We start from the raw sequence: 23,544 nt of genomic DNA on the forward strand, positions 1-23,544 counted from the left end.
GCCGCTTGTCACCAAGCGGCCTTTCAATTCAAATGACTCATTTCAGAATGAGAATAAAAAGTAGAATGAAAATAAAAAAGCTGACAAGTTATTTGCTGGGGCGCAACTATGAAGCGCAGGCAAAGTTGTTTTTACAAAAACAAGGATTATCTTTTATCGCCGCAAATGTGAAAGTTCACGGTGGTGAAATTGACCTGATTATGAAAGACAAGCAAACTTGGGTCTTTATTGAAGTCCGTTTTCGCAAATCAGGACAATATGGAGATGCATTGGCGACAATCACTCGTAGCAAGCGTAAAAAATTATTACACGCTGCCGCAGTTTGGCTGTTTCAACGAGGTGAATGTTTTGAAACCTCTTCTTGTCGCTTTGATATTTGTGCTATTACTGGTCAACAATTTGAATGGTTGCAAAATGCCTTCAATCAAAATGAGTTCACTCGTTAAAATGATACTGAGTAGGTTATAAACGTGCTGGATAGAATTAAAGTCTGTTTTACAGAAAGTATTCAAACTCAGATTGCAGCCGCAGAAGCATTACCTGATGCTATCTCGCGAGCGGCAATAATGATGGTTCAGTCATTACTGAATGGTAACAAAATCCTTTGCTGTGGTAATGGAGGCTCAGCAGCGACTGCCCAACGGTTTGCTGCCAATATGATTAACCGGTTTGAAACTGAGCGCCCAAGCCTGCCCGCATTGTCACTTAACGCAGACAATGTGGTCATCACTGCGATTTCAAGCAATAAACAGCATGATGAAATTTATGCTAAACAGGTACGGGCATTAGGTCAGCCAGGCGATGTGTTATTAGCGATTTCCACACATGGTAATAGCCGTGATATTGTCAAAGCCGTTGAAGCCGCCGTAACCCGCGATATGACAATTGTCGCCCTTACTGGCTATGATGGTGGTGAGCTTGCCGGCTTACTCGGGCCACAAGACGTAGAGATTCGTATTCCATCTCATCGCAGTACCAGAATTCAAGAAGTTCATATGCTAACAGTTAACTGCTTATGTGACTTAATCGATAATACACTTTTTCCCCATCAGGATGACTAAGGAGCCAATAATGCGATTTTTCTCCCTATTAGCCACGATTTGTGCTGCTGTAATGTTGCAAGGATGTATTGGTGCGGTCGTGGTCAGTTCTGCTGCCGTAGCGACAAAAACCGCAACCGATCCCCGCACTATTGGTCAGCAGGTTGACGATAGTACTCTCGAAGCCCGTGTCAGTAATGCGCTTAACAAAGATAAGCAGCTCAAAGAGCAAACCCGTATTATTACCACTGCCTATCAAGGAAAAGTTTTACTGACAGGCCAAAGCCCAGACTCAAGCCTTCCAGAGCGTGCTAAACAGATAGCATCACGTGTTGATGGAGCACACACCGTTTACAATGAAATTCGTCAGGGGAAACCTGTTGAATTAGGTACTGCTTCTAAGGATACCTGGGTTACAACTAAAGTACGCTCAAAAATCCTGGCTAGTGACTCGGTTAAGTCTTCTAACATAAAAGTCGTTACGGAAAACGGCGAAGTCTTTTTACTGGGCATTCTGACCAAACAAGAGGGTAATGCCGCCGCGAAAATTGCCAGCGAAACTAACGGTGTTAAGCGAGTAACAACCGCATTTACTTATTTGAATTAAATATATTGATTGAAAGTGATGACACGATAAATCTGTCAAACATTCAGGTATCAGGCCGCGTCATTTTTTGGCGCTGGCGTTTTACCCTTTTCATCATCTCACGTCAAACTGAATAACTTCTCATTCTTCCTTCAATCATCTTTCATTAACCCATTTTTCTCAAGATAACTCACCCCGCCCAACAACCGCATTTGCCGCAAAATCCATTGCTGACGCTGTAAGACATAAGCCGAAGGTGAGTTAACTTTATAGCGGTGTGGATTAGGCAATACAGCAGCAAGTAAAGCCGCTTCTGATGCCGTCAATTTACTGGCTGATTTATGAAAATAGTGTTTAGATGCCTCTTCAACACCAAAAATGCCATCACCAAATTCTGCTATGTTAAGGTAAACAGTCAGAATTCTACTTTTTGACCATCCCAGTTCAATAGCAAAGGTCATCCCGGCTTCCAACCCTTTTCTTAACCAACTACGTCCGTCCCACAAAAATAAATTTTTGGCCGTTTGCTGAGAAATCGTTGAAGCCCCTCTAAGTCTTCCTGAATGATTTTGATTACGCTCAAGTACACTTTCGATAGCATCAAAGTCAAATCCCCAATGTTGTGGGAATTTCTGATCTTCCGCAGCAATAACAGCCAATGCGATATTTGGCGATATTTGTCCTTGCCCTACCCAGTCAGAATGAAATACATAAGAAAAATTAACCGATAACCAAGCACTAATCTGGCGCTCAACCATAACCATGGAAAACGGCACTGGCAAAAATGAAAATGCAACAACAGAAACTATCCATAAGATAATAACTGAGATTGCGATTTTTTTAAGCCAGTACCATAAAAATTGAAAAGGATTTCGCATCCAGTTACTCAGTCATTTCCAATACTTTTCTGACAAGTTTATCAATTCCCTCTTCCGCCTGGGAAATAGATTCAGCAAGCATGTAGGCTGGTGTCGTCACAATTTTGTTTTCTAAATCAACAACAACATCATTTACCTTGCAAATGATATGGACGCCTCCCATTGCCTCTACTTGAGCAACCGTTTCTGGATCATTGCCGACCGTTAGTTTCACCGGTTTATTAAGTAATTTTGGCAACATAACAGGCGCAATACACATAAATCCCATTGGTTTATGTTGATTATGCATAGCCCTCACCAAACTTAACAATTCCTTATTTATTTCGCAATCAACTGTCTTAGCGGCAAAGTCACATAAATTCTTTGCAACACCAAATCCCCCGGGAATTATCAGGGCATCAAATTCATCGGCATTTGCTTGTGATAAAGGCTTAATTTTTCCCCTTGAAATACGGGCAGACTCCTGTAGAACGTTACGTTCTTCCCCCATTTCTTCACCGTTAATATGATTAATAACATGAAGTTGTGGTTCGTCAGGCGCAAAAAAGCTCGTTTTAACACCTAAACGGTCTAAAGAAAGCAGAGTTAATACTGACTCATGAATTTCGCTACCATCGAATACACCACATCCACTTAAGACAACCGCAACTGATTTCATACCTCACTCCATTTGTAGTAGATTATTGCTTAACCCTTTAGGGGGTTAAACACCAATCTTCATCACAGATTTTAATGAATCTTGTAACAAAAAATCTTATCTTTGCTATGTTGGTACTTGTATGATGTACGGAGAATTCCTCATTTACTCGCCGCAACCAAAGATATATCAGATAGGCGTGTAAAAAGTTTTCCCTGGTGTTGGCGCAGTATTCGCGCACCCCAACCTCGGTTGGGGTTATTTTTTTTCAGCGTCCGTCAACCATTCCCCCAAAATTTCCGTATCCTTTCTCCATTCTTGCTTTAACTCATCAACCCATTCCTGAACATTATCCCACCATGCAGGTAAATCAGGTGATTGAATCTGCTGGGCCAGTTGCTGTAAATGACGCAATCCAACCGATCCCGCAGCACCTTTTATCTTATGCGCTTCCTCCGTAATGCCTTTCTGGTCTTTCGCTGTCATGTTTGAGTCCAGAACAGATAAGTAACCCGGCATCATCTTTTCAAACACACTCAGACTATTGCGAATCAATTGGGGCCCAACGAGCTCGATGTATTGGTTAAGCATTTCTGTATCAAGTAAATCTTCATCTTTTTTCATCAATCCTGACGCCTCTTCTTCCGGCTGCATATGATGCACAGACTGTTCCCCCCAATATTGTTCAATAATGGCAGTTAACGCATTCACAGAAAGCGGCTTACTCAACACACCATTCATACCTGCATCCAAATACTCTTTTTTGTCTTTTAAGACATTTGCTGTCAGTGCAATCAGGGGGGGCAGATCCTTTTTGGCATATCGCTGACTTAACTCCCGGGAGATATCTAACCCGGTCATATCGGGTAGCTGAATATCAAGCAGTACCAGATCGAACTCTCCTGGCTTAAACACTTCTAGCGCATCTTTACCGTTCATAGCGACTTCTACGCTGTTACCCAACTTCTCCAATACCGAGCGAGCAACAATCACATTCAGCTCAATATCTTCTACCAATAAGATATGCAACGCTGGAAGTGGATAATCTTCTGTATCTTCTTTGCATAAAAGATTCTCCTCCATAGCAGGGGCAATGATAGACAGTGTAAACCGAGAACCTTGTCCCGGTTCACTTTCCACCACAATATCCCCTCCCATACTTTGAGCCAAACGTTTGGATACCGCCAATCCAATACCGGTTCCCGTTGCTGGACAACCACCATGACTGCCTTTCACTTGATAATACATCGCAAAAATCTTCTCCAGCTCATCATGTGGGATACCAATCCCCGTATCTGTGACTTCAAACAGCAAACGTTCTCCCTCTTCGTACCAAATTCGAACAGTAATCTCACCTTTTTGCGTAAATTTCACCGCATTGCCAATCAAGTTCCATAGAATTTGGCGCAAGCGAGTACCATCTGTCATGATTCTGGCAGGCAGTGGCAGTTCTGGGTTCATGACAAATTTAATATCTTTCGGTTGCACCAGCAGCCCAGAGAGGTTTTCCAGATCGGACATAAAACCAGTAAAATCAATTGGCTGATTATCAATTTGCACTTTACGCCGTTCAATTTTATCCATTTCAATAATGTCATTGAAAATATTACCAAGCGTGATGGCACTGACATGAATCGTTTTCAGATAGTTATTTTGCTCAGACGTCAACTCAGTATCGAGCAGAATACGGCTCAAACCAACAATGCCATTTAAAGGCGTACGGAGCTCATGGCTAATCGTTGAGATAAAAGTGGTCTTATCCCTACTTGCATTCTCCAAAGCGTCCTGATAACGCTTACGTTCCGTTATATCGCGCCCAAATCCCATAAGCCCATGTCTTTTTCCTACCCGATCATAAAAAGGGACTTTCCGAAGCTCAAAACAGGCTTTCCGACCATCGGGATAAACTAGCCATTGTTCATAAGTGAGTGCAACATTATGACGGAACACTTTTTCATCGGTTTTCATTACCTTGCGAGCAACCTCTTTGTCATAAACATCGTTTGGTGTCAGCCCGACAAGTTGTTTCTGGCTTTTACCCGTCAGCAATTCCATCGCCCGATTACAACCAGAAAACTCATTATTTTCATTACGGTAATAGACCAAATCAGGAGAAGCATCGAGAAAAGATTTCAACAATACAGATTGTTGTTCCAATTCAATCTGCGTCTGCTCACGGTGTTTCATCTCTTCTTTGAGTTTATCCAACAATATCAGATGCGCCTGCTCAGCTTTCTCTCTTTCCGAGATCTCCTGATTAAGCTTAATAATGTTGTCTTTTAATTGCTGATTAAGTTCCCGATCACGCTGACGCATAACTTCCAACTTTTCAACTAACTTAGATAATCGCTGACGGGACTCTTCAAGCTGTTCAACAACAACTGAAAGAAAATAGACAGCCCAAGGTGTAATCAACAAACCAAAAAAGATTGAGCGAACTAAATCAATACTTTGCACTCCTCCCTGAAGCAGAAAAGTGACTACCATCTGTACACCCATAGCAAGAACGACCAGTGCAGATGCAAGCAGTAATGAGAAGCGCACTAACCCCAATTTCATCATTAAATCAACATAATATTGGGCCAGGCCCCTGAGCAGCTTCATTTCATAAAAACTCCCGTTAAATATGACCATTCCGGATCATACCGTAAAAAACCGGCCACTTCGTTGAAGGAATAACAGAAATTGTTGACCGGGTAAAACAATAGTATTATTTAATAGTTTTAGTGATGACTTCCCAAACATTATTCTGGCTTTTTATTCCTGCCGGTCTTTTCGCACAATCCAAGCATGAATAAATAATCAAACACATTGACAAAATAAGCATAAAATTCTTTTTTACTCGTTTAATAGCCCAAAAAGATAAAACTTTATTCTTATAAAGAAACAAAAATACACATTAATTCCGTAAAGTTAATATTAGTTAGATTTTAAATCTAATAAATAAAAGTTTAACAGCATATACAAAACAGATATTACACTAATATTAGTGATATAAATCACATTAAAATCCTAACCTGATCTATATCACACAACATGAATGTTAATTTTTCTACTTATAAATCATAACATTAACTTTACTTATCACCTGACCTTATCTTATCCCGGTGATATTTGACCTGATTTATATTTCTAGTTAACTTGGAAAGTCACTGGAAATCATCTGTCAGATTCTCATCTGAACCATAATTATGCAGTGACACAATATCATTTAAGTCACCACCTGTTTATCACAAATAAACAAGTGGTGGTTGCTTGAGGGCGCAATTCAGACGCCAGTAAAAAATATTAATCTCACAAATGTCTGTGAGTTTCTGTGAGAGTCGGACAGAACCTCGGGAGGTTCACACTATGCTATATAACAAATCTCAAGAAAAGGATAACTGTGGCTTTGGACTAATAGCCCATATTGAAGGGGAGCCAAGCCACAAAGTAGTACGTACCGCTATCCATGCCCTAGCCAGAATGCAACATCGTGGGGCAATCTTGGCAGATGGCAAAACCGGTGATGGCTGTGGTTTATTGTTGCAAAAACCTGACCGCTTTTTTCGGATGGTTGCACAGGAGCAAGAGTGGCATTTAGCCCGCAATTACGCCGTCGGTATGCTATTTCTCAGCCAAGATCCTCAGATTGCACAAAACTGCCGGGCAATCATCGAACAAGAGCTACAAAATGAAACCCTGTCAGTCGTTGGCTGGCGTGAAGTCCCCATCAACCGTGATATTCTGGGCGAAATAGCCCTTTCAAGCCTCCCTCATATTGAACAGATTTTTGTTAATGCTCCGGCTGGCTGGCGTGCACGTGATTTAGAACGCCGCTTATTCGTTGCTCGCCGCCGAATAGAAAAACGCATCAACGACAGCGACTTTTATGTTTGCAGTTTGTCTAACTTGGTGACTATCTATAAAGGGCTGTGCATGGCGGCAGATTTGCCCCGTTTCTATCCCGATCTGGCTGATTTACGTTTAGAATCGGCAATTTGCCTATTTCATCAACGCTTCTCAACCAATACCGTCCCACGCTGGCCATTGGCACAACCTTTCCGCTATCTTGCCCATAACGGTGAAATAAACACCATCACCGGTAACCGCCAGTGGGCACGAGCAAGAGCCTATAAATTCAAGACACCGCTTATTCCCGATCTGCACACGGCTGCCCCTTTTGTCAATGAAACAGGGTCAGATTCCAGCTCGCTGGATAATATGCTGGAACTGTTTCTCAACGGCGGAATGGATTTAATCCGTGCTATGCGATTGCTGGTTCCTCCCGCATGGCAAAACAATCCTGATATGGATGAAGATCTGCGGGCTTTTTTTGATTTCAACTCTATGCACATGGAACCGTGGGATGGCCCTGCGGGTATCGTTATGTCAGATGGACGCTACGCTGCCTGTAATCTGGATCGTAATGGCTTGCGCCCAGCCCGCTATGTTATCACCAAAGATAAGTTGATCACCTGTGCTTCCGAAGTCGGTATCTGGGATTATCAACCGGATGAAGTGGTGGAAAAAGGGCGCGTTGGTCCCGGTGAACTTATCGTGATTGATACCCGCCAAGGCCGCATCCTTCATGCAGAAGAAACAGACAATGACTTAAAAAGCCGCCATCCCTATAAAGAATGGATGGATAAAAACGTCAAGCGTCTGACCCCATTCGAAGAATTACTGGAAGATCAAGCTGGTCATCGGGATCTGAACGATCAATCCTTAGCGGTCTATCACAAACAATTTGCCTACAGCAACGAAGAGCTAGATCAAATCATCCGAGTCTTGGGAGAGAATGGTCAGGAAGCGACCGGGTCAATGGGGGATGATACACCGTTTGCCGTCCTTTCCAGCCGCCCACGGATTATTTATGACTATTTCCGCCAGCAATTTGCTCAAGTCACTAATCCGCCAATCGATCCACTACGCGAAGCACATGTTATGTCTCTCACTACCTGCATTGGGCGGGAGATGAACGTATTTTGTGAAGCAGAGGGACAGGCACACCGATTAAGTTTTAAATCTCCTATTCTGCTCTACTCTGACTTTCACCAATTAATCACACAGCAAAGTCCACACTATCGCGCAGAACAATTAGACTTAACTGTCAATCCACAAGAAACCAATTTGCAAAATGCCCTGTTTGCATTGTGTGACCAAGCTGAACAACTCGCCAGAGATGGCGCGGTATTGTTGGTATTATCTGACCGCAACATTACGCCGAACAAATTACCTATACCTGCACCTATGGCTATTGGCGCTATTCAACACCGTTTGGTAGAAAAAAACCTACGATGTGATACTAACCTGATAGTAGAAACAGCAAGTGCCCGTGATCCACACCATTTCACTGTACTACTGGGATTTGGTGCAACAGCGATCTATCCCTATCTGGCTTATGAATCCCTCGCCAAAATGGTCGATAATGGCACAATTAATAAACCTTATGCTGATGTCATGCTTAACTACCGCAATGGTATCAATAAAGGGTTATATAAAATCATGTCGAAAATGGGCATCTCGACTATCGCCTCCTATCGCTGCTCTAAACTATTTGAAGCTGTCGGCTTACATTCAGAATTAACTGAATTCTGCTTCAATGGCGTCGTCAGCCGAATTGGCGGTGCTAATTTCAGCGATTTCGAGCAGGATCTGCGAAACTTATCTAAACGTGCCTGGCTTGCTCGTCAACCACTCGATCAGGGCGGACTGCTGAAATATGTTCATAACGGCGAATATCACGCTTATAACCCGGATGTTGTCAGCACTTTACAGGCTGCGGTTCATAGTGGCGAATATAACGATTACTTGAAATATTCTCGTTTGGTTAATCAGCGTCCAATTACCACAATCCGTGATTTACTGGCGATAAAAACAGAAGCTGAGCCTCTACCTATTGAAGAAGTGGAACCCGCAGAAGAACTGTTTAAACGCTTTGATACTGCTGCGATGTCGATTGGAGCATTAAGCCCGGAAGCACACGAAGCTCTGGCTGAAGCCATGAATACGTTAGGTGGTTTTTCCAACTCCGGCGAAGGTGGAGAAGATCCCGCACGTTATGGAACAAAAAAGGTTTCCCGTATCAAACAAGTTGCTTCCGGTCGGTTTGGTGTGACACCTGCTTATCTGGTCAACGCTGATGTGATTCAAATTAAAGTCGCGCAAGGCGCTAAACCCGGAGAAGGTGGGCAATTACCAGGTGATAAAGTAACACCGTATATTGCAAAACTGCGTTATTCCGTACCCGGCGTAACACTTATTTCTCCACCACCACATCACGATATTTACTCTATTGAAGATTTGGCTCAGTTGATTTTCGATCTAAAACAGATCAACCCCAATGCGCTGATCTCAGTAAAACTGGTTTCAGAACCCGGTGTTGGTACTGTTGCCACTGGCGTTGCCAAAGCTTATGCCGATTTAATTACTATCGCAGGTTATGATGGCGGTACCGGTGCCAGTCCATTGTCATCGGTGAAATATGCCGGATGCCCATGGGAATTGGGGCTGGTGGAAACCCAACAAGCGCTAGTTGCTAACGGATTACGTCATAAGATCCGCTTACAAGTTGATGGCGGGTTGAAAACAGGCGTAGATATTATTAAAGCGGCCATTCTTGGCGCTGAAAGTTTCGGTTTCGGTACTGGGCCAATGGTTGCCCTTGGATGCAAATATCTGCGTATTTGCCATCTCAATAATTGTGCAACTGGGGTTGCCACTCAGGATGAGAAATTACGTCGCGACCACTACCACGGATTACCTGAACGGGTCATGAATTATTTCCGCTTTATCGCCCGTGAAACCAGAGAGATCATGGCTACATTGGGTGTCAAAAATCTAACTGATTTAATCGGCCGAACTGACCTGTTGGAAGTACTGGAAGGTATTTCAGCAAAACAGAGCAAACTAAATCTTGATCCGCTCTTAGCAACCGCAGAACCCCATCAGGGCAAAACATTATATTGCACCGAAAACAATCCACCATTTGATAATGGAGCACTGAATAAAAACTTACTGACTCAAGCCGCTAGCTATATTGAGAACCAACAAAGTAAAACTTTCTATTTTGATATCCGTAATACGGATCGTTCAGTGGGCGCTTCCCTTTCCGGTTTTATCGCTGCTCGATATGGTAATCAGGGGATCGCAGCGGCACCAATAAAAATTCATTTCAATGGTACTGCCGGTCAAAGTTTTGGCGTCTGGAATGCCGGCGGTCTGGAGCTGACACTCATCGGTGATGCCAATGATTATGTCGGTAAGGGTATGGCTGGCGGTCGCATTGTCATACACCCGCCAGTGGGTTCTGCCTTCAAAAGCCATCAGGCAACCCTCATTGGCAACACATGCCTCTACGGTGCAACCGGAGGCAAACTGTTTGCTGCCGGGCGAGCAGGAGAACGCTTCGCCGTTCGTAATTCAGGGGCGATTACGGTTGTAGAAGGTATCGGAGATAATGGCTGTGAATATATGACAGGAGGTATTGTCTGTATTCTCGGACGCACTGGCATCAATTTTGGTGCAGGAATGACCGGCGGCTTTGCTTATGTCTTGGATGAAAATGATGATTTCCGTAAACGGGTTAACCTAGAGTTGGTTGAAGTACTGGCAGTAGATGCCTTAGCTATCCACGAAGAGCACTTGAGAGGGCTTATCACCGAGCACGTCCTCCTGACCGGTTCCCAACGCGGTGAAGATATTCTTGCTAACTGGCAACAGTGGCTGAGCAAGTTCGCGCTTGTGAAGCCAAAATCCAGTGATGTGAAAGCCCTATTGGGACATCGCAGTCGTTCTTCCGCAGAGTTGCGAATTCAAGCGCAATAAGGAGCCAAGATGAGCCAGAATGTATATCAGTTTATCGACTTACAACGCGTCGATCCGCCTAAAAAGCCGCTGAAAATCCGCAAAATAGAATTTGTGGAAATCTATGAGCCATTTTCAACAAGTCAGGCACAGACACAGGCCGATCGCTGTCTTTCTTGCGGTAACCCTTATTGCGAATGGAAATGTCCCGTTCATAACTACATTCCCAATTGGCTTAAACTGGCTAATGAAGGACGTATTATGGAAGCGGCGGATTTATCCCATCAAACAAACAGCCTGCCGGAAGTTTGTGGTCGTGTTTGTCCACAGGATCGCCTTTGTGAAGGCGCTTGCACTCTGAATGATGAGTTCGGTGCAGTAACTATTGGTAATATTGAACGCTACATCAATGATAAAGCGATTGCTATGGGCTGGAAGCCCGATATGTCACACGTTCAGCCCACGGGCAAACAGGTTGCGATTATTGGTGCAGGCCCCGCGGGGCTAGCTTGTGCTGACGTATTGACCCGTAATGGCGTACAAGCCGTTGTTTTTGATCGTCACCCGGAAATCGGTGGATTACTCACCTTTGGCATACCCGCGTTCAAACTGGAAAAAGAGGTCATGATACGCCGCCGTGAAATTTTCTCTGAGATGGGAATTGAATTCCGGCTCAATACTGAAATAGGCAAAGATATTGCCTTATCTGAACTGACTGAGCAGTTTGATGCGATATTTCTTGGCGTAGGAACCTATCAGTCAATACGTGGGGGACTGGCAAATGAAGATGCTGATGGTGTTTATGATGCTCTACCATTTCTGACTGCCAATACCCGGCATTTGATGGGTTATCCCGCCCTACCATCGCAACCTTTCATCAATATGCAAGGCAAGCGGGTCGTAGTGCTTGGTGGCGGTGATACTGCAATGGATTGTGTCAGAACGGCTATTCGCCAAAAAGCGGCTTCGGTTACTTGTGCTTATCGTCGTGACGAAACCAACATGCCAGGCTCCCAGCGTGAAGTCAAAAATTCCAAGGAAGAAGGTGTAGAATTTCTGTTTAATCTGCAACCAGTCAGGATTGAAATCAACCATTCAGGTCAAGTTTGTGGCATAAACATGGTACGGACTCAATTAGGCCAACCTGATGAGAATGGACGCCGCCAAGCTGAAATTATCGCAGGCTCGGAACACCTGCTTAAGGCCGATGCAGTGATCATGGCATTCGGCTTTAAACCACATACCATGAACTGGCTAAGTGCTCATCAAGTAACCTTGGATAAACAAGGACGCATTGTCGCACCAGAGTACTCAGACATTCCCTTTCAAACTAGCAATCCGCAGATATTTGCTGGTGGAGATGCTGTTCGTGGCTCAGATCTCGTTGTAACCGCAATTGCCGAGGGGCGCAAAGCCGCACAAGGCATTCTTGATTATCTCAACATCTAGTCAACCAAGGGAGCTTTTCAGCTCCCATCTCTTTCTATCATCAGTTCAATACTTTATATTAATTGGATTACCCTTACACAAAAAAGTAAGTGAATTTAATGAACATTCCACACTTATTACTGTCATACATGATATTTTGGAATATTTTTTCTCATTAATGTGGGTTTTAAATAAAATACTCCAATTAACCGACACCAATATCACGATACTTATTCAACTATAAATACTGGAAATATTAATGAAGCTAATAAAAACCTTAATTTTATTATCTCCAATGCTGTTTATCAGTCATACAGCACTTGCTTTATCACAGCCCTTAACATCTGAAAATATTAATAAAGAAATTATGAATAGAGGTACCAATTCTGTAGTGGCAGAATTAGGTGAAATAGGAGCCAAACAAGAAATCACTCACAACATTTCTACTGGTGATAGTAAATGGATAAAACTGGCTTTTAAATTAACGCAAAGCATACACCTGGGTTTTGCCAAAGAAGTTCGCTACGCATTATCCTTAGCATTAATTAATAATCCTGCTGAAGTCCTTGCTAACTCAGATAAAGAAAACAATATATCATTGGCTGATATCTGCACAATCCCACCAGAACTGGGGACCAGAGAGAATAAAATAGAGTTTGTAGATAAGGTTAAAAAGAGCTTAAGCGCTATCACAGATTTCAAAGCTAAAAACAGAGCTGAAGATTGTTTTTGGGAATTAGAAAAAGCCTACAATACAGAATTCTAATCAATGAATTTGAAAAAAAATAAGGAGGCAAACCGCCCCCTCTTTTAACGCTTATTTTACTACCCGTAAAGCAGGGCGCCCTCTCGTCGGTTTTGGTGGCTCATCATCAGGTGAAGTTCCACTATTATCTTCAGCATCGGGCAATGTATCCGTAACTAATACCAGATTATCTGTCGCAAATGCAGAGGTATCAGCCTTATCCTGATCTGAAGCGGATTTAAAAAGATATTCATCTTTATAAGCTGCTTCAGGCTCAAACATCATTCCCGCCCCATTTTCACGGCCATAAATCGCAATAACTGCCGCCATCGGTACATTAACCCGACGGGGAACACCACCAAAACGGGCATTGAAGCGTACTTCATCATTGGTTAACTCAAGATTACCAACAGCTCTCGGCGCTATATTCAGCAAAATTTGCCCATCACGGGCATATTCCATTGGTACATTAACTCCACGTAAAGTCACGTCTATAACCAGATGTGGAGTCATATCATTATCGAGTAACCACTCGTAGTGAGCACGCAACAAATAAGGACGACGGGGAGACATTTGAGACAGCTCCATAAATCAGCTCCTGGATTGCAAGCGCATTTCACGTTCAGCTTCGGTTAATGAAGCTAAGAATGCATCACGCTCAAAGACACGCTGCATGTAAATTTGTAAATCTTTAGTACCAGAACTCGGTAATTCTATACCCAACACCGGCAAACGCCACAGCAAAGGAGCAAGATAGCAATCAACCAAACTGAATTCTTCGCTCATAAAGAATGGCATCTCTTTAAATATTGGTGCCACTGCTAGCAACTCTTCTGCTAATCGTTTACGAGCAGTATTGGCCTCTTGAGAATTGCCTTCCTCAATAGTATGCATCAGGGAATACCAGTCTTTTTCGATGCGGTGCATCATCAAACGGCTGGAACCACGGGCAACTGGGTACACAGGCATTAATGGTGGATGAGGAAAGCGTTCATCCAGATATTCCATAATGATGCGGGAATCATATAGCGTCAGCTCACGATCAACCAAAGTCGGAACTGTCTGATAAGGGTTCAGATCGATAAGGTCCTGTGGCAGGTTACCTGCCTCAACCTGCTCAACTTCAACACTGACACCTTTTTCCGCCAATACAATTCGCACTTGATGGCTAAAAATGTCGGCCGGGCCTGAAAACAGAGTCATTACCGAACGTTTGTTGGCAGCGACAGCCATGAAAACCTCCAAGTTTATCTAAAAAGGGAATGAATAGCCCCACACGACCACGACTATTCTTACTCATTCATTCTCATCCCTTATGTTTCTGCGCCACAACGGTGAATACGGAATGTGCTACTCAACACAATTTATCGTTTCAACACAATTTACCGTTTCAACACAATCATTACCGTTTCAACGCAATTACTACCGTTCAGATAGTAGGCAGACAAATGGATGAGGCAAAAATTGGCACTAGTTTACCAGATTTTGTACATTTTGGGGGAAGTGTGTGGATAATTAAGTAAAAAACCCGCCAAAAAGACGGGTTTGCACATTAAATAATTGCCATAAAGACAAAAAATTAACGTTTGGAGAACTGTGGACGACGACGTGCTTTACGCAGACCAACTTTCTTACGTTCAACTTCACGAGCATCGCGGGTAACGAAGCCAGCTTTACGAAGATCAGAACGCAGAGTTTCGTCATACGCCATCAGTGCGCGGGTGATACCGTGACGGATTGCACCTGCTTGACCAGAAATACCACCACCTTTAACAGTGATGTACAGATCCAGTTTACCCAACATATCAACCAACTCCAGCGGCTGACGAACAACCATGCGCGCTGTTTCACGGCCGAAGTAAACTTCAAGACTGCGTTTGTTGATGACGATATTACCGCTACCTGGCTTAATAAAGACACGTGCGGAAGAGCTTTTGCGGCGACCAGTGCCGTAGTATTGATTTTCAGCCATTGCCTATAATCCCGATTAAATGTCCAGAACTTGCGGTTGCTGTGCCGCATGGTTGTGCTCGCTACCTGCATAAACTTTCAGTTTACGGTACATTGCACGGCCCAGTGGCCCTTTTGGCAGCATGCCTTTAACCGCGATTTCAATTACACGCTCAGGACGGCGGGCAATCATCTCTTCAAAGGTCGCTTGCTTAATACCACCGATATGACCGGTGTGGTGATAGTAGATTTTATCAGAACGCTTGTTGCCGGTGACTGCAACTTTTTCTGCATTAACGATGATGATGTAATCACCGGTATCAACATGCGGAGTGTATTCCGCTTTATGCTTGCCGCGCAGACGGCGAGCCACTTCAGTTGCAAGACGGCCTAAAGTTTTGCCATCTGCGTCAACAACATACCAGTCGCGTTTTACGGTTTCTGGCTTAGCTGTAAAAGTTTTCATTAAAGCTTACCCAATAATAAGTTACACGTTGGTGAACACTCAAGGTTCAGAAACTTGCCGAGGTTCACACGACTCTTGTCCAGCAAACCTACCCCTTCGAATAGCCTATGCCGGCACTGTATGCAAGTTTTTGGGAAAAAAACATTGCTGTAACGTGGGGTCGCAAGATTATAGAGAAGTCAAAAATAAAAATCGACCCCCATTTGAATATTTAAAATCAGTTTTCCGTCTGAAATAGATAAGCGAACTCAAACTTAAGGTAAATGAGGTAATTTGAGATACTCTTCACTTTGCATCTCTTGCAAACGGGATAAGCAACGCTGGTATTCGAAAACCAACAACACCCCTTGGTAAATCTGCTCCATCGGCACCGCCGCATTAATTATCAATTTTACCCGGCGTTCATAAAATTCATCAACCAATGCCAAGAAACGACGAGCAGCATTTTCATTACCCGGCATTATCGCTGGAACCTGGTATAACAAAACCGTGTGATAACGTTTTGATAAAACAATGTAATCCATCTGACTACGCGCATCTTCACATAAGACGTTAAATCCAATTGCCAATACACCATCAGCGTCACGAATTGCCGGCATCCGCCGATGGTTAATTTCCAATATAGAAGCTTGTTCACCGCTATTACCGGCCAAAAGAATAAACATTCGATCCATCGCTCGTTTATTATCTTCATTCAGCGGTGTGAAATAGAGATGAGCTTGAGTCAACGTGCGCAACCGATAGTCAATACCCGAATCCACATTCATAACGTCGCAATATTTTTTGATCTGCTCAATAGCAGGCAAAAAGCGGGCTCTCTGTAAACCATTACGATAGAGTTCATCAGGAGGAATATTTGACGTTGCAATCAAGGTAATCCCCCTGACAAACAGCGCTTCCAACAATGCACCAAGAATCATAGCATCAGTAATATCGGAGACGAAAAATTCATCAAAGCAAAGTACATCTGTTTCCGTTTTAAAACCATCCGCCACAATATCCAGCGGATTTTCATGCCCTTGTAATACCGTTAATTCTTCATGTACCCGCAGCATAAAACGATGGAAATGCAAACGTAATTTTCTTTCACCGGGTAAACTCTGGTAAAACATATCCATTAACCAAGTTTTCCCTCTACCAACGCCGCCCCACATATAAAGCCCTTGAACAGGTGCACAGCTCATTGACGTCGTTTTTCCTAACAGTTTACTCAGACGCCCTTTCAAGCTTTGTCGCCTCACGGGATTGCCGGGAGAAACATTAATCAGAGCATGGTGAATGGTATCCAATTGAGCTACAACTTGACGCTGAACATCATCTGGTTGGTATTTGCCCTCAGAAAGGGCTTTTTGATAACATGATGAAGGGGTAATCAATGATGGCATGACAATAACAATCCTTAAAATAATCGCCCGTTTTTTATCGTTTTTATGATTCAGATTGACCTTATTACCGGATCAATTGTCTACAATAAGGTCCACAATAAGATCTATACCCTATGGATTTCAAGATGCATCGCGGCGGCAAAGGAATGAATCCCCGGGAGCATAGCAAACTATGTGACCGGAGTGAGCGAGTGCAGCCAACAAAGAGGCAATTTGAAAGATGACGGGTATATACCCTATGGATTTCAAGATGCATCGCGACGGTAAGGGAGCGAATCCCCGGGAGCATAGCAAACTATGTGACCGGGGTGAGCGAGTGCAGCCAACAAAGAGGCAATTTGAAAGACGACGGGTATACAAACAAATGTAAATCATGATCAATATTCCACTCTAACTAGATTAACGGTTATAGTGACGATAATTAAGTGAAACATTCTGCGGAACAACGATGTCGATGAAGGAGTAGCTATGACTTGGGAGTATGCACTGATTGGATTGGTGGTTGGTTTTGCTATCGGAGCGCTAGTTATGCGTTTTGGTAACACTAAGCTGCGCCAGCAGAAAGCCTTACAAACTGAACTGGAGAATAATAAATCAGAACTGGAAGAGTATCGTAAAGAATTAGTTGGTCATTTTGCCCGTAGCGCAGAATTACTCGACAATATGGCTCGCGATTATCGTCAGTTATATCAGCATATGGCTAAAAGCTCTCATGAACTGATGCCGAATATGCCAGCACAAGAAAATCCATTTAATTATCGATTGACTGAATCAGAAGCGGATAATGATCAATCTCCGGTTAAAATGCCACCAAGAGATTATTCCGATGGTGCTTCCGGCCTGTTTCGTCCGATGAATGAAAAAAACCAGTAAATACCCTGCTGTGGCACATCGTGTGCCACAGCATTAATTCAAATGTAAAATCTATTATCTACCTACAAGTTTTGTTTTTTTGTTTTTCAATCATGTAAATACCTGTAAAGAATCATGCTAAATCTGTTTGCCCGATGAACTTTATTTAATAATTAACAGTCATAGAGTAATCATGGCAGCTTGCCAGAATTAACTCAATTAGCCTTCTAGCTTAGGTATACAAGAGAACAAAATTAGATGAAAAGAAAACACTTATTCCTTAGTGCATTAGCAATCAGTATCGGGTTGTCTGCAATTTCTGTCCCTACGATTAGCAATGCTGCTTTGCCTGCTGCTATCGCCGGTCAGACATTACCAAGCCTCGCACCGATGCTTGAAAAAGTCCTGCCAGCCGTTGTCAGCGTGCATGTCTCTGGTACGCAAGTACAACAGGAACAGAGTATACCTGAAGAATTCAGATTCTTCTTTGGCCCAAATCTACCCATGGGCCGTGAAAGTACCCGCCCATTCCAAGGGCTTGGTTCAGGTGTCATCATTGACGCTGCCAAAGGTTATATATTAACCAACAATCACGTTATTGAGAATGCAGATAAAATCCGTGTGCAATTGAATGATGGACGTGAATATGAAGCCAAATTATTAGGCCGCGATCCTCAGACAGATATTGCCTTGCTGCAACTGAAAGATGCTAAGAATTTAACTGCAATTACTATGGCCGATTCCGATAAGCTCCGAGTTGGTGATTTTGCTGTTGCGGTTGGTAATCCATTCGGCCTTGGTCAAACTGCAACCTCCGGCATTATCTCTGCGTTAGGACGTAGCGGTCTGAATCTGGAAGGATTAGAAAATTTTATCCAAACGGATGCCTCTATTAACCGTGGCAACTCCGGTGGTGCACTGGTCAATTTGAATGGTGAATTAATCGGTATCAATACCGCTATTCTAGCCCCGGGTGGTGGTAACATCGGTATCGGCTTTGCTATCCCAAGTAATATGGCAAAAACCCTGAGCGAGCAGCTTATCGCGCATGGTGAAGTAAAACGCGGTATCCTCGGTATTAAAGGTACTGAAATGAATTCCGATATCGCTAAGGCATTCAATATTGACGCCCAACGCGGAGCATTTGTCAGTGAAGTCTTACCAAAATCCGCCGCAGCGAAAGCAGGTATTAAATCCGGCGATATTCTTATTTCCGTTGATGGTAAGAAGATTAGTAGCTTTGCTGAACTGAAAGCCAAAATCGGCACAACGATACCAGGTAAAGAAATTAAAATTGGCTTATTACGCAAAGGTAAGCCAATGGAGGTTTCTGTTACGCTAGAAAACAGTGAAGGTCAAACAACCAAAGCCGGAAATCTAACCCTTGCCCTGCAAGGTGCAACCCTAAGCAATGGTGAAGTAAAAGGGACTTACGGTGTGAAAATCGATAGTGTTGCTCAAAACTCACCGGCGGCGTTATCTGGCTTACAGAAAAATGACCTGATTGTTGGGATCAATAATGAACGGATACAGAATATTAATGAACTGCGCAAAGTTATTGATTCTAAACCGCCAGTTATAGCGCTGAACATTCTTCGCGGAGAAGAGAGTATTTATCTGTTGCTAAGAAATTAATACTTTTAGTAAACATATTTAAGACACAGCGTAATGCTGTGTCTTAACTCACTGATATCCCTCACGACAGGTGGTCTTGTAAATCAGTTTTTCTGGAGGACTCAATATGAGAACCGTAGTAATATTCAAAAACGGCAATAACTGAGCTGTAAGTTTACCTCGCGACCTCGATTTCGAGGGAGTGAACGAATTGGAGATTATTCGTGAAGGCGATATCATTATTCTGCGACCGATTAAACCCAGTTGGAATTCCTTTTTACAACAAGAAAAAACTGACTCTGACTTTTTAACCGAACGACTGGATATTGTGGAAGAAGGACGCGTTAAGTTATGAAAAAATATATACCCGTCATCTTTCAAGTTGCCTCTTTGTTGGCTGCACTCGCTCACCCCGGTCACATCGTTATCTATGCTCCCGGGGATTCACTCCCTTGCCGTCGCGATGCATCTTGAAATCTTTAGGGTTTATCAATTTTTTTTAATGATTGCCCATGATTTTCGTAAACTTCTTACAGACCATGTAAAACCTCTTATAAGCAAATTATTTTAATACGGTTAATGCTGTTAAATATTTTCACTTTTATTATTGGATTAACGCTGTCATTTGGTTAATCAATTTAAGACCGATTTTTCCTGATGTTTTCTCTTCCAATATCAGTATAGCATCGAATTTTTTACCCGTTTTAAAAAAACCTTAATCACTTATTTTTACCTTTAATGATTAAAGTTTTTACCTGCTTTTTCATAATACACTTACTACTTTTTCCAGATTTTAAAACCACACTGACAGACCATAAACGTTTTTTTTAACTACTGTTTTATCATATTATCTGAATAAGCGAAAGTTTCTGTCACGCCTTGTTTTCAAATCACATGAAAAACGAAAACCCGCATGATTTAATCTGAGCGAATCTCAACGTTATGAAGTAAATAAAAGTGCTAAAACGAAAAGTTAAAGACAGTAAAAACAGCGTTAAAACCCCTCAGATTGTAGCAAAATGCGATAAAAAAGAGTTTAATACCCATGCAAACCATCAATACAAATTTTTTCATTTTATTATTAATGAAAACTCAATAGTGATAATCGAAGCGCTAAAAGTCAGTAATCCGAGATACAGCATAATGCGGTGTCTGTTAATTTCTATGTTATCCTGCAGTGACTGATTAACTCACACTGAATAATACCCATGATTGCCAAGTTGCTGCGCTCTGCTTTTTTAGGATTACTTATCGCTGTAATTTTACTGATGGCCATTCCATCACTGCGCCCTAGCGGGCTGACATCAGCAATTACCAATAACAGTAATGACGAATTTCCATTCAGCTTTAATAAAGGTGTCCGTAGGGCAGCACCCGCCGTAGTCAACGTCTACAGCAGCAACATGGGGAGTTTTTCTCACCAAGGCCGGGAAAACCATACCCTTGGTTCTGGCGTCATCATGAGTGATAAAGGCTACATTCTTACCAATAAACATGTCATTAATAATGCAGGACAAATTATTGTTGCACTGCAAGATGGTCATTTTTATGAAGCCCTCGTCATAGGCTCTGACAGCTTAACGGATCTTGCCGTCCTGAAAATTGATGCCGAAAACCTACCTGTCATAACGATTAATCCAAATAGAGTGGCGCATGTGGGAGATGTCGTTTTAGCCATTGGTAACCCTTACAACTTGGGGCAAACCATTACTCAAGGGATTATTAGCGCTACCGGTCGCGTTGGATTAAGCCCTACCCGCCGTCAAAACTTCCTCCAGACCGATGCTTCCATTAATCAGGGTAACTCTGGCGGAGCTTTGATTAATACCCTTGGCGAGCTAGTAGGTATCAATACATTATCATTCGATAAAAGTGAAAATGGTGAAACCCCAGAAGGATTAGGCTTTGCTATTCCGACTGAACTCGCCACCAAGATTATGCAGAAACTTATTCGTGACGGACGGGTTATCCGAGGTTTTATCGGCATAACGTCACAAGAGCTGCCACATATTCGCTCTTCTAACGGCAGTATTAACCAGATTCAAGGGTTACGAGTATTTCAGGTGACTACAAACGGACCAGCGCAAAAAGTTGGTATTAAAGTGGGTGATATCATTACCAGTGTCAATAACAAACCCGCTATTTCCGCGGTTGAAACAATGGATCAAGTGGCTGAAATACGCCCCGGCAGCGTGGTTCCTGTCACTTTATTGCGCAATGGGAAAATATTATCGCTACAAGTGACCATTGAAGAATATAGTGAATATTAATTCACCTGAGCTTCACTTAAATCGGATTTTTGGTGAGCGCAACTGGTGAAAAAAATTTGGGATTTATGTCACATTTATTAAGTTAATCAAATACTCATCACACAAACAGACGGGACAACAGGAATTTTTTATTATATGTTCCTGAGTGGATATTAAACAAATAAAATGACTGATTAGCTATCTTCACGATACTCTTAAGCCGCAATGGAATATTCCCGACGTTGCCTGTTCATACAGGTTATCAATAAGACTATCAGCGACAAACTGCTGGTGCCTTTATAGCTTTATAGATAGTTCTGACGAGACTTGCAAATGATAAGGGAAGCGAGATGCCATTCCAAAAAAAACCATGCAGGCGATTTAGCACCGGACAAATCGCTGACTGCCTGAGTACTCAGCGTGTCGACAGGCTAACGTGCAACATGCCCCCATCCCAGCTAAAACAACTGCTGACCATGATGACCTCATTTCAGCCCCGTTTGAGTGATGAACCATAATGTCCGGGAGGAGTCATGAGCGTATTGATGATGGCCTGGCTGGGGGCCGGCACCGCGCAGCGCACAACCCGCACGGGGACGACCCCGGCGGATAATACGCCCCCGCCGACCGAAGGCAGCTCTTCTGCCGATACGGTGCTGAATTATCTGGAAAGTGAGCGTTTTCAGTATCATTCTCTGACGGCGGCGATGACGTATACCGTTGCAGTGGGCGGTGCCCCCGCCATCCTCCCGCTGGTCGCAGGAGTAGCCGCCGGGAAGTTGGGAGCTCAGATAGGCAATAATATCGGCGAAAGCCTCACGCATGGCGTGATGGGGGTTTTGGGCCCGTACATGGGCCAGAGCACGGTCGCCACCGAAGGCCAGGCCCCGGCCCGGCTCGGGGATGCGATTGCCCACCAGAACAAAAGCGCCGGATTATGGGGGGCGCTGGGTGGCGTGTTGCTCGGCGCACTGGCGGCAGTGGCCGTCGGCGGGTTAATTGTGGCGACCGGCGGCCTGGCGATGGCTGTGGTGGCCGGGGCAGCGGCCGGACTGGCGGGCGGTTTTGTCGGCGGACTGGTCTCGTCTGTGGGCGCGACACTCGGGCAGTACGGGGCGAATAAAGGCCAGATTGTCGAAGGGTCGCCGAATGTCTTTTTTGAAGGCCAGCCGGTGGCCCGTCAGGGGGACAAAATTATGTGCAGCGACCACCCCGGCTCGGTGGTGATTGCCGAAGGCGCGAAAACGGTGTTTGCCAACGGCAAGCCCATTGCCCGGCTGGGCCACCGCACCACCTGTGACGCCAATATCAACAGCGCTGCCGCCTCAATTGCCATCACCCCGCAAACCGGTGATGCCCTGACTATCCTGACCGCCAACAACAAAGACCTGCGCTGGCTGGTCGCCATTGCCGGCCTGCTCCCGCTGCCGCTTGGTCGGAAAGGCAACGGCGGCAAAGTCAAATCCGGGGCGGAACCCACCCCGTCGGTGAAAAAAACCGGCTGTGACAGCCAACTCTGTAGCAAAGCCGGCGAGCCGGTCGACGTGGCGACCGGCGACTTCCTACAGGTCTGGCCGGTGCTGGCCCTGCCGGGGGTATTGCCGCTGACCCTGAACCGGACTTACCGCTCCACCGCCGCCCTGGCCGGGCTGTTCGGCCCTAAATGGGCCGATGACTGGTCGCAACACCTGCGCCGCGACGGCGAGGAAACCCATTTCACCGATGGCGAAGGGGTGATTTACACCTTCCACACCCCGGCGGAAACCGTCTTCTCGGTCAACCTCCATGCCGGGCATTACCTGCTGTACGGCCAGCGCGACGGCGAACTGCGTCTGTTTAACCGCCGTACTCAGCAGATACTGAGTTTTGCCGAAGTCCAGGGGGATAAACGCCGCCTGTCCATGACAGAGGACCGCAACGGCAACC

At 44.1% G+C, this 23,544-nt stretch carries 19 protein-coding genes and 1 pseudogene; 12 read left to right on the forward strand and 8 right to left on the reverse strand.

What is annotated here, in order from left to right; translation table 11 throughout:
- Window positions 1–65: 65 nt before the first annotated feature.
- Genes AACQ38_RS01660 through dolP form a run of 3 tightly spaced genes read left to right on the forward strand, consistent with a single transcriptional unit; the run spans window position 66 to window position 1,647 of the window.
- Window positions 66–446: a YraN family protein gene (locus AACQ38_RS01660; protein WP_011148135.1), complete on the forward strand. Its 381-nt coding sequence runs from the start codon at window positions 66–68 to the stop codon at window positions 444–446.
- Between the two features lie 24 nt (window positions 447–470).
- A complete protein-coding gene (gene diaA / locus AACQ38_RS01665; RefSeq protein ID WP_011148136.1) occupies window positions 471–1,061 on the forward strand; it encodes a DnaA initiator-associating protein DiaA in 591 nt (196 codons plus the stop codon).
- 10 nt (window positions 1,062–1,071) lie between these two features.
- A complete protein-coding gene (dolP, locus tag AACQ38_RS01670) occupies window positions 1,072–1,647 on the forward strand; it encodes a division/outer membrane stress-associated lipid-binding lipoprotein (RefSeq protein ID WP_058589210.1) in 576 nt (191 codons plus the stop codon).
- Between the two features lie 131 nt (window positions 1,648–1,778).
- Here the strand turns inward: dolP and mtgA are convergent, their stop codons facing one another.
- The 3 genes from mtgA to arcB form a co-directional block, all read right to left on the reverse strand.
- Window positions 1,779–2,504, reverse strand: coding sequence for a monofunctional biosynthetic peptidoglycan transglycosylase (gene mtgA, locus AACQ38_RS01675; protein ID WP_165577251.1), 726 nt, complete (start codon window positions 2,502–2,504; stop codon window positions 1,779–1,781).
- A gap of 4 nt (window positions 2,505–2,508) precedes the next feature.
- Window positions 2,509–3,162, reverse strand: coding sequence for an isoprenoid biosynthesis glyoxalase ElbB (gene elbB, locus AACQ38_RS01680; protein WP_011148139.1), 654 nt, complete (start codon window positions 3,160–3,162; stop codon window positions 2,509–2,511).
- Window positions 3,163–3,399: 237 nt separating this feature from the next.
- A complete protein-coding gene (gene arcB, locus AACQ38_RS01685) occupies window positions 3,400–5,745 on the reverse strand; it encodes an aerobic respiration two-component sensor histidine kinase ArcB (RefSeq protein ID WP_165577252.1) in 2,346 nt (781 codons plus the stop codon).
- A gap of 747 nt (window positions 5,746–6,492) precedes the next feature.
- Here arcB and gltB point away from each other — a divergent pair.
- From gltB to AACQ38_RS01700, 3 genes are all read left to right on the forward strand, one after another.
- Window positions 6,493–10,950 carry a glutamate synthase large subunit gene (gene gltB, locus AACQ38_RS01690; protein WP_165577253.1) on the forward strand — a complete coding sequence of 1,486 codons (4,458 nt, stop codon included), beginning with the start codon at window positions 6,493–6,495 and terminating at the stop codon, window positions 10,948–10,950.
- A gap of 9 nt (window positions 10,951–10,959) precedes the next feature.
- Window positions 10,960–12,378, forward strand: coding sequence for a glutamate synthase small subunit (locus tag AACQ38_RS01695; protein WP_011148142.1), 1,419 nt, complete (start codon window positions 10,960–10,962; stop codon window positions 12,376–12,378).
- Window positions 12,379–12,616: 238 nt separating this feature from the next.
- Window positions 12,617–13,123, forward strand: a complete 507-nt coding sequence (locus tag AACQ38_RS01700; RefSeq protein WP_165577254.1) for a hypothetical protein — start codon at window positions 12,617–12,619, stop codon at window positions 13,121–13,123.
- Between the two features lie 51 nt (window positions 13,124–13,174).
- Here the strand turns inward: AACQ38_RS01700 and sspB are convergent, their stop codons facing one another.
- The 5 genes from sspB to zapE form a co-directional block, all read right to left on the reverse strand.
- Entirely contained in the window at window positions 13,175–13,690 is a 516-nt protein-coding gene (gene sspB / locus AACQ38_RS01705; protein WP_165577255.1) for a ClpXP protease specificity-enhancing factor, read from the reverse strand.
- A 3-nt stretch (window positions 13,691–13,693) separates the two neighbouring features.
- Window positions 13,694–14,335: a stringent starvation protein SspA gene (gene sspA / locus AACQ38_RS01710; RefSeq protein ID WP_058589205.1), complete on the reverse strand. Its 642-nt coding sequence runs from the start codon at window positions 14,333–14,335 to the stop codon at window positions 13,694–13,696.
- A gap of 346 nt (window positions 14,336–14,681) precedes the next feature.
- The gene (gene rpsI / locus AACQ38_RS01715) at window positions 14,682–15,074 is read right to left on the reverse strand and encodes a 30S ribosomal protein S9 (RefSeq protein WP_011148146.1); all 393 of its coding nucleotides are present in this window, start codon (window positions 15,072–15,074) and stop codon (window positions 14,682–14,684) included.
- 15 nt (window positions 15,075–15,089) lie between these two features.
- The gene (gene rplM / locus AACQ38_RS01720; protein WP_011148147.1) at window positions 15,090–15,518 is read right to left on the reverse strand and encodes a 50S ribosomal protein L13; all 429 of its coding nucleotides are present in this window, start codon (window positions 15,516–15,518) and stop codon (window positions 15,090–15,092) included.
- Window positions 15,519–15,772: 254 nt separating this feature from the next.
- The gene (gene zapE / locus AACQ38_RS01725; RefSeq protein WP_165577256.1) at window positions 15,773–16,903 is read right to left on the reverse strand and encodes a cell division protein ZapE; all 1,131 of its coding nucleotides are present in this window, start codon (window positions 16,901–16,903) and stop codon (window positions 15,773–15,775) included.
- Window positions 16,904–17,371: 468 nt separating this feature from the next.
- Between zapE and zapG the strand changes: the two genes are divergently transcribed.
- The 6 genes and pseudogenes from zapG to AACQ38_RS01755 form a co-directional block, all read left to right on the forward strand.
- Window positions 17,372–17,776 carry a Z-ring associated protein ZapG gene (gene zapG, locus AACQ38_RS01730; protein WP_011148149.1) on the forward strand — a complete coding sequence of 135 codons (405 nt, stop codon included), beginning with the start codon at window positions 17,372–17,374 and terminating at the stop codon, window positions 17,774–17,776.
- A gap of 237 nt (window positions 17,777–18,013) precedes the next feature.
- Window positions 18,014–19,390, forward strand: coding sequence for a serine endoprotease DegQ (gene degQ, locus AACQ38_RS01735; protein WP_011148150.1), 1,377 nt, complete (start codon window positions 18,014–18,016; stop codon window positions 19,388–19,390).
- Window positions 19,391–19,496: 106 nt separating this feature from the next.
- Window positions 19,497–19,724: pseudogene (vapB, locus tag AACQ38_RS01740) on the forward strand (type II toxin-antitoxin system VapB family antitoxin).
- Window positions 19,721–19,843, forward strand: coding sequence for a hypothetical protein (locus AACQ38_RS01745; RefSeq protein ID WP_278249216.1), 123 nt, complete (start codon window positions 19,721–19,723; stop codon window positions 19,841–19,843). Before vapB ends, AACQ38_RS01745 begins: the two are co-directional and overlap by 4 nt.
- A 734-nt stretch (window positions 19,844–20,577) precedes the next feature.
- Window positions 20,578–21,639, forward strand: coding sequence for an outer membrane-stress sensor serine endopeptidase DegS (gene degS / locus AACQ38_RS01750; protein ID WP_165577257.1), 1,062 nt, complete (start codon window positions 20,578–20,580; stop codon window positions 21,637–21,639).
- Window positions 21,640–22,151: 512 nt separating this feature from the next.
- Window positions 22,152–23,544 (forward strand): PAAR domain-containing protein (locus AACQ38_RS01755; RefSeq protein WP_207631751.1); only part of this gene is annotated, 1,393 nt, incomplete at its 3' end.

The sequence above is a fragment of the Photorhabdus sp. RW14-46 genome (assembly GCF_963887965.1).
Taxonomy (GTDB): Bacteria; Pseudomonadota; Gammaproteobacteria; order Enterobacterales; family Enterobacteriaceae; genus Photorhabdus; species Photorhabdus laumondii.

What these genes read in the sequence shown, in the direction of transcription:
- dolP (WP_058589210.1), top strand. Translation starts at nt 1,072, where the DNA reads ATGCGATTTTTCTCCCTATTAGCCACGATTTGTGCTGCTGTAATGTTG.
- elbB (WP_011148139.1), bottom strand. Translation starts at nt 3,162, where the DNA reads ATGAAATCAGTTGCGGTTGTCTTAAGTGGATGTGGTGTATTCGATGGT.
- zapG (WP_011148149.1), top strand. Translation starts at nt 17,372, where the DNA reads ATGACTTGGGAGTATGCACTGATTGGATTGGTGGTTGGTTTTGCTATC.
- gltB (WP_165577253.1), top strand. Translation starts at nt 6,493, where the DNA reads ATGCTATATAACAAATCTCAAGAAAAGGATAACTGTGGCTTTGGACTA.
- zapE (WP_165577256.1), bottom strand. Translation starts at nt 16,903, where the DNA reads ATGCCATCATTGATTACCCCTTCATCATGTTATCAAAAAGCCCTTTCT.
- mtgA (WP_165577251.1), bottom strand. Translation starts at nt 2,504, where the DNA reads ATGCGAAATCCTTTTCAATTTTTATGGTACTGGCTTAAAAAAATCGCA.
- degS (WP_165577257.1), top strand. Translation starts at nt 20,578, where the DNA reads ATGATTGCCAAGTTGCTGCGCTCTGCTTTTTTAGGATTACTTATCGCT.
- AACQ38_RS01745 (WP_278249216.1), top strand. Translation starts at nt 19,721, where the DNA reads ATGAAAAAATATATACCCGTCATCTTTCAAGTTGCCTCTTTGTTGGCT.
- rplM (WP_011148147.1), bottom strand. Translation starts at nt 15,518, where the DNA reads ATGAAAACTTTTACAGCTAAGCCAGAAACCGTAAAACGCGACTGGTAT.
- AACQ38_RS01700 (WP_165577254.1), top strand. Translation starts at nt 12,617, where the DNA reads ATGAAGCTAATAAAAACCTTAATTTTATTATCTCCAATGCTGTTTATC.
- degQ (WP_011148150.1), top strand. Translation starts at nt 18,014, where the DNA reads ATGAAAAGAAAACACTTATTCCTTAGTGCATTAGCAATCAGTATCGGG.
- AACQ38_RS01660 (WP_011148135.1), top strand. Translation starts at nt 66, where the DNA reads ATGAAAATAAAAAAGCTGACAAGTTATTTGCTGGGGCGCAACTATGAA.
- sspA (WP_058589205.1), bottom strand. Translation starts at nt 14,335, where the DNA reads ATGGCTGTCGCTGCCAACAAACGTTCGGTAATGACTCTGTTTTCAGGC.
- rpsI (WP_011148146.1), bottom strand. Translation starts at nt 15,074, where the DNA reads ATGGCTGAAAATCAATACTACGGCACTGGTCGCCGCAAAAGCTCTTCC.
- AACQ38_RS01695 (WP_011148142.1), top strand. Translation starts at nt 10,960, where the DNA reads ATGAGCCAGAATGTATATCAGTTTATCGACTTACAACGCGTCGATCCG.
- arcB (WP_165577252.1), bottom strand. Translation starts at nt 5,745, where the DNA reads ATGAAGCTGCTCAGGGGCCTGGCCCAATATTATGTTGATTTAATGATG.
- sspB (WP_165577255.1), bottom strand. Translation starts at nt 13,690, where the DNA reads ATGGAGCTGTCTCAAATGTCTCCCCGTCGTCCTTATTTGTTGCGTGCT.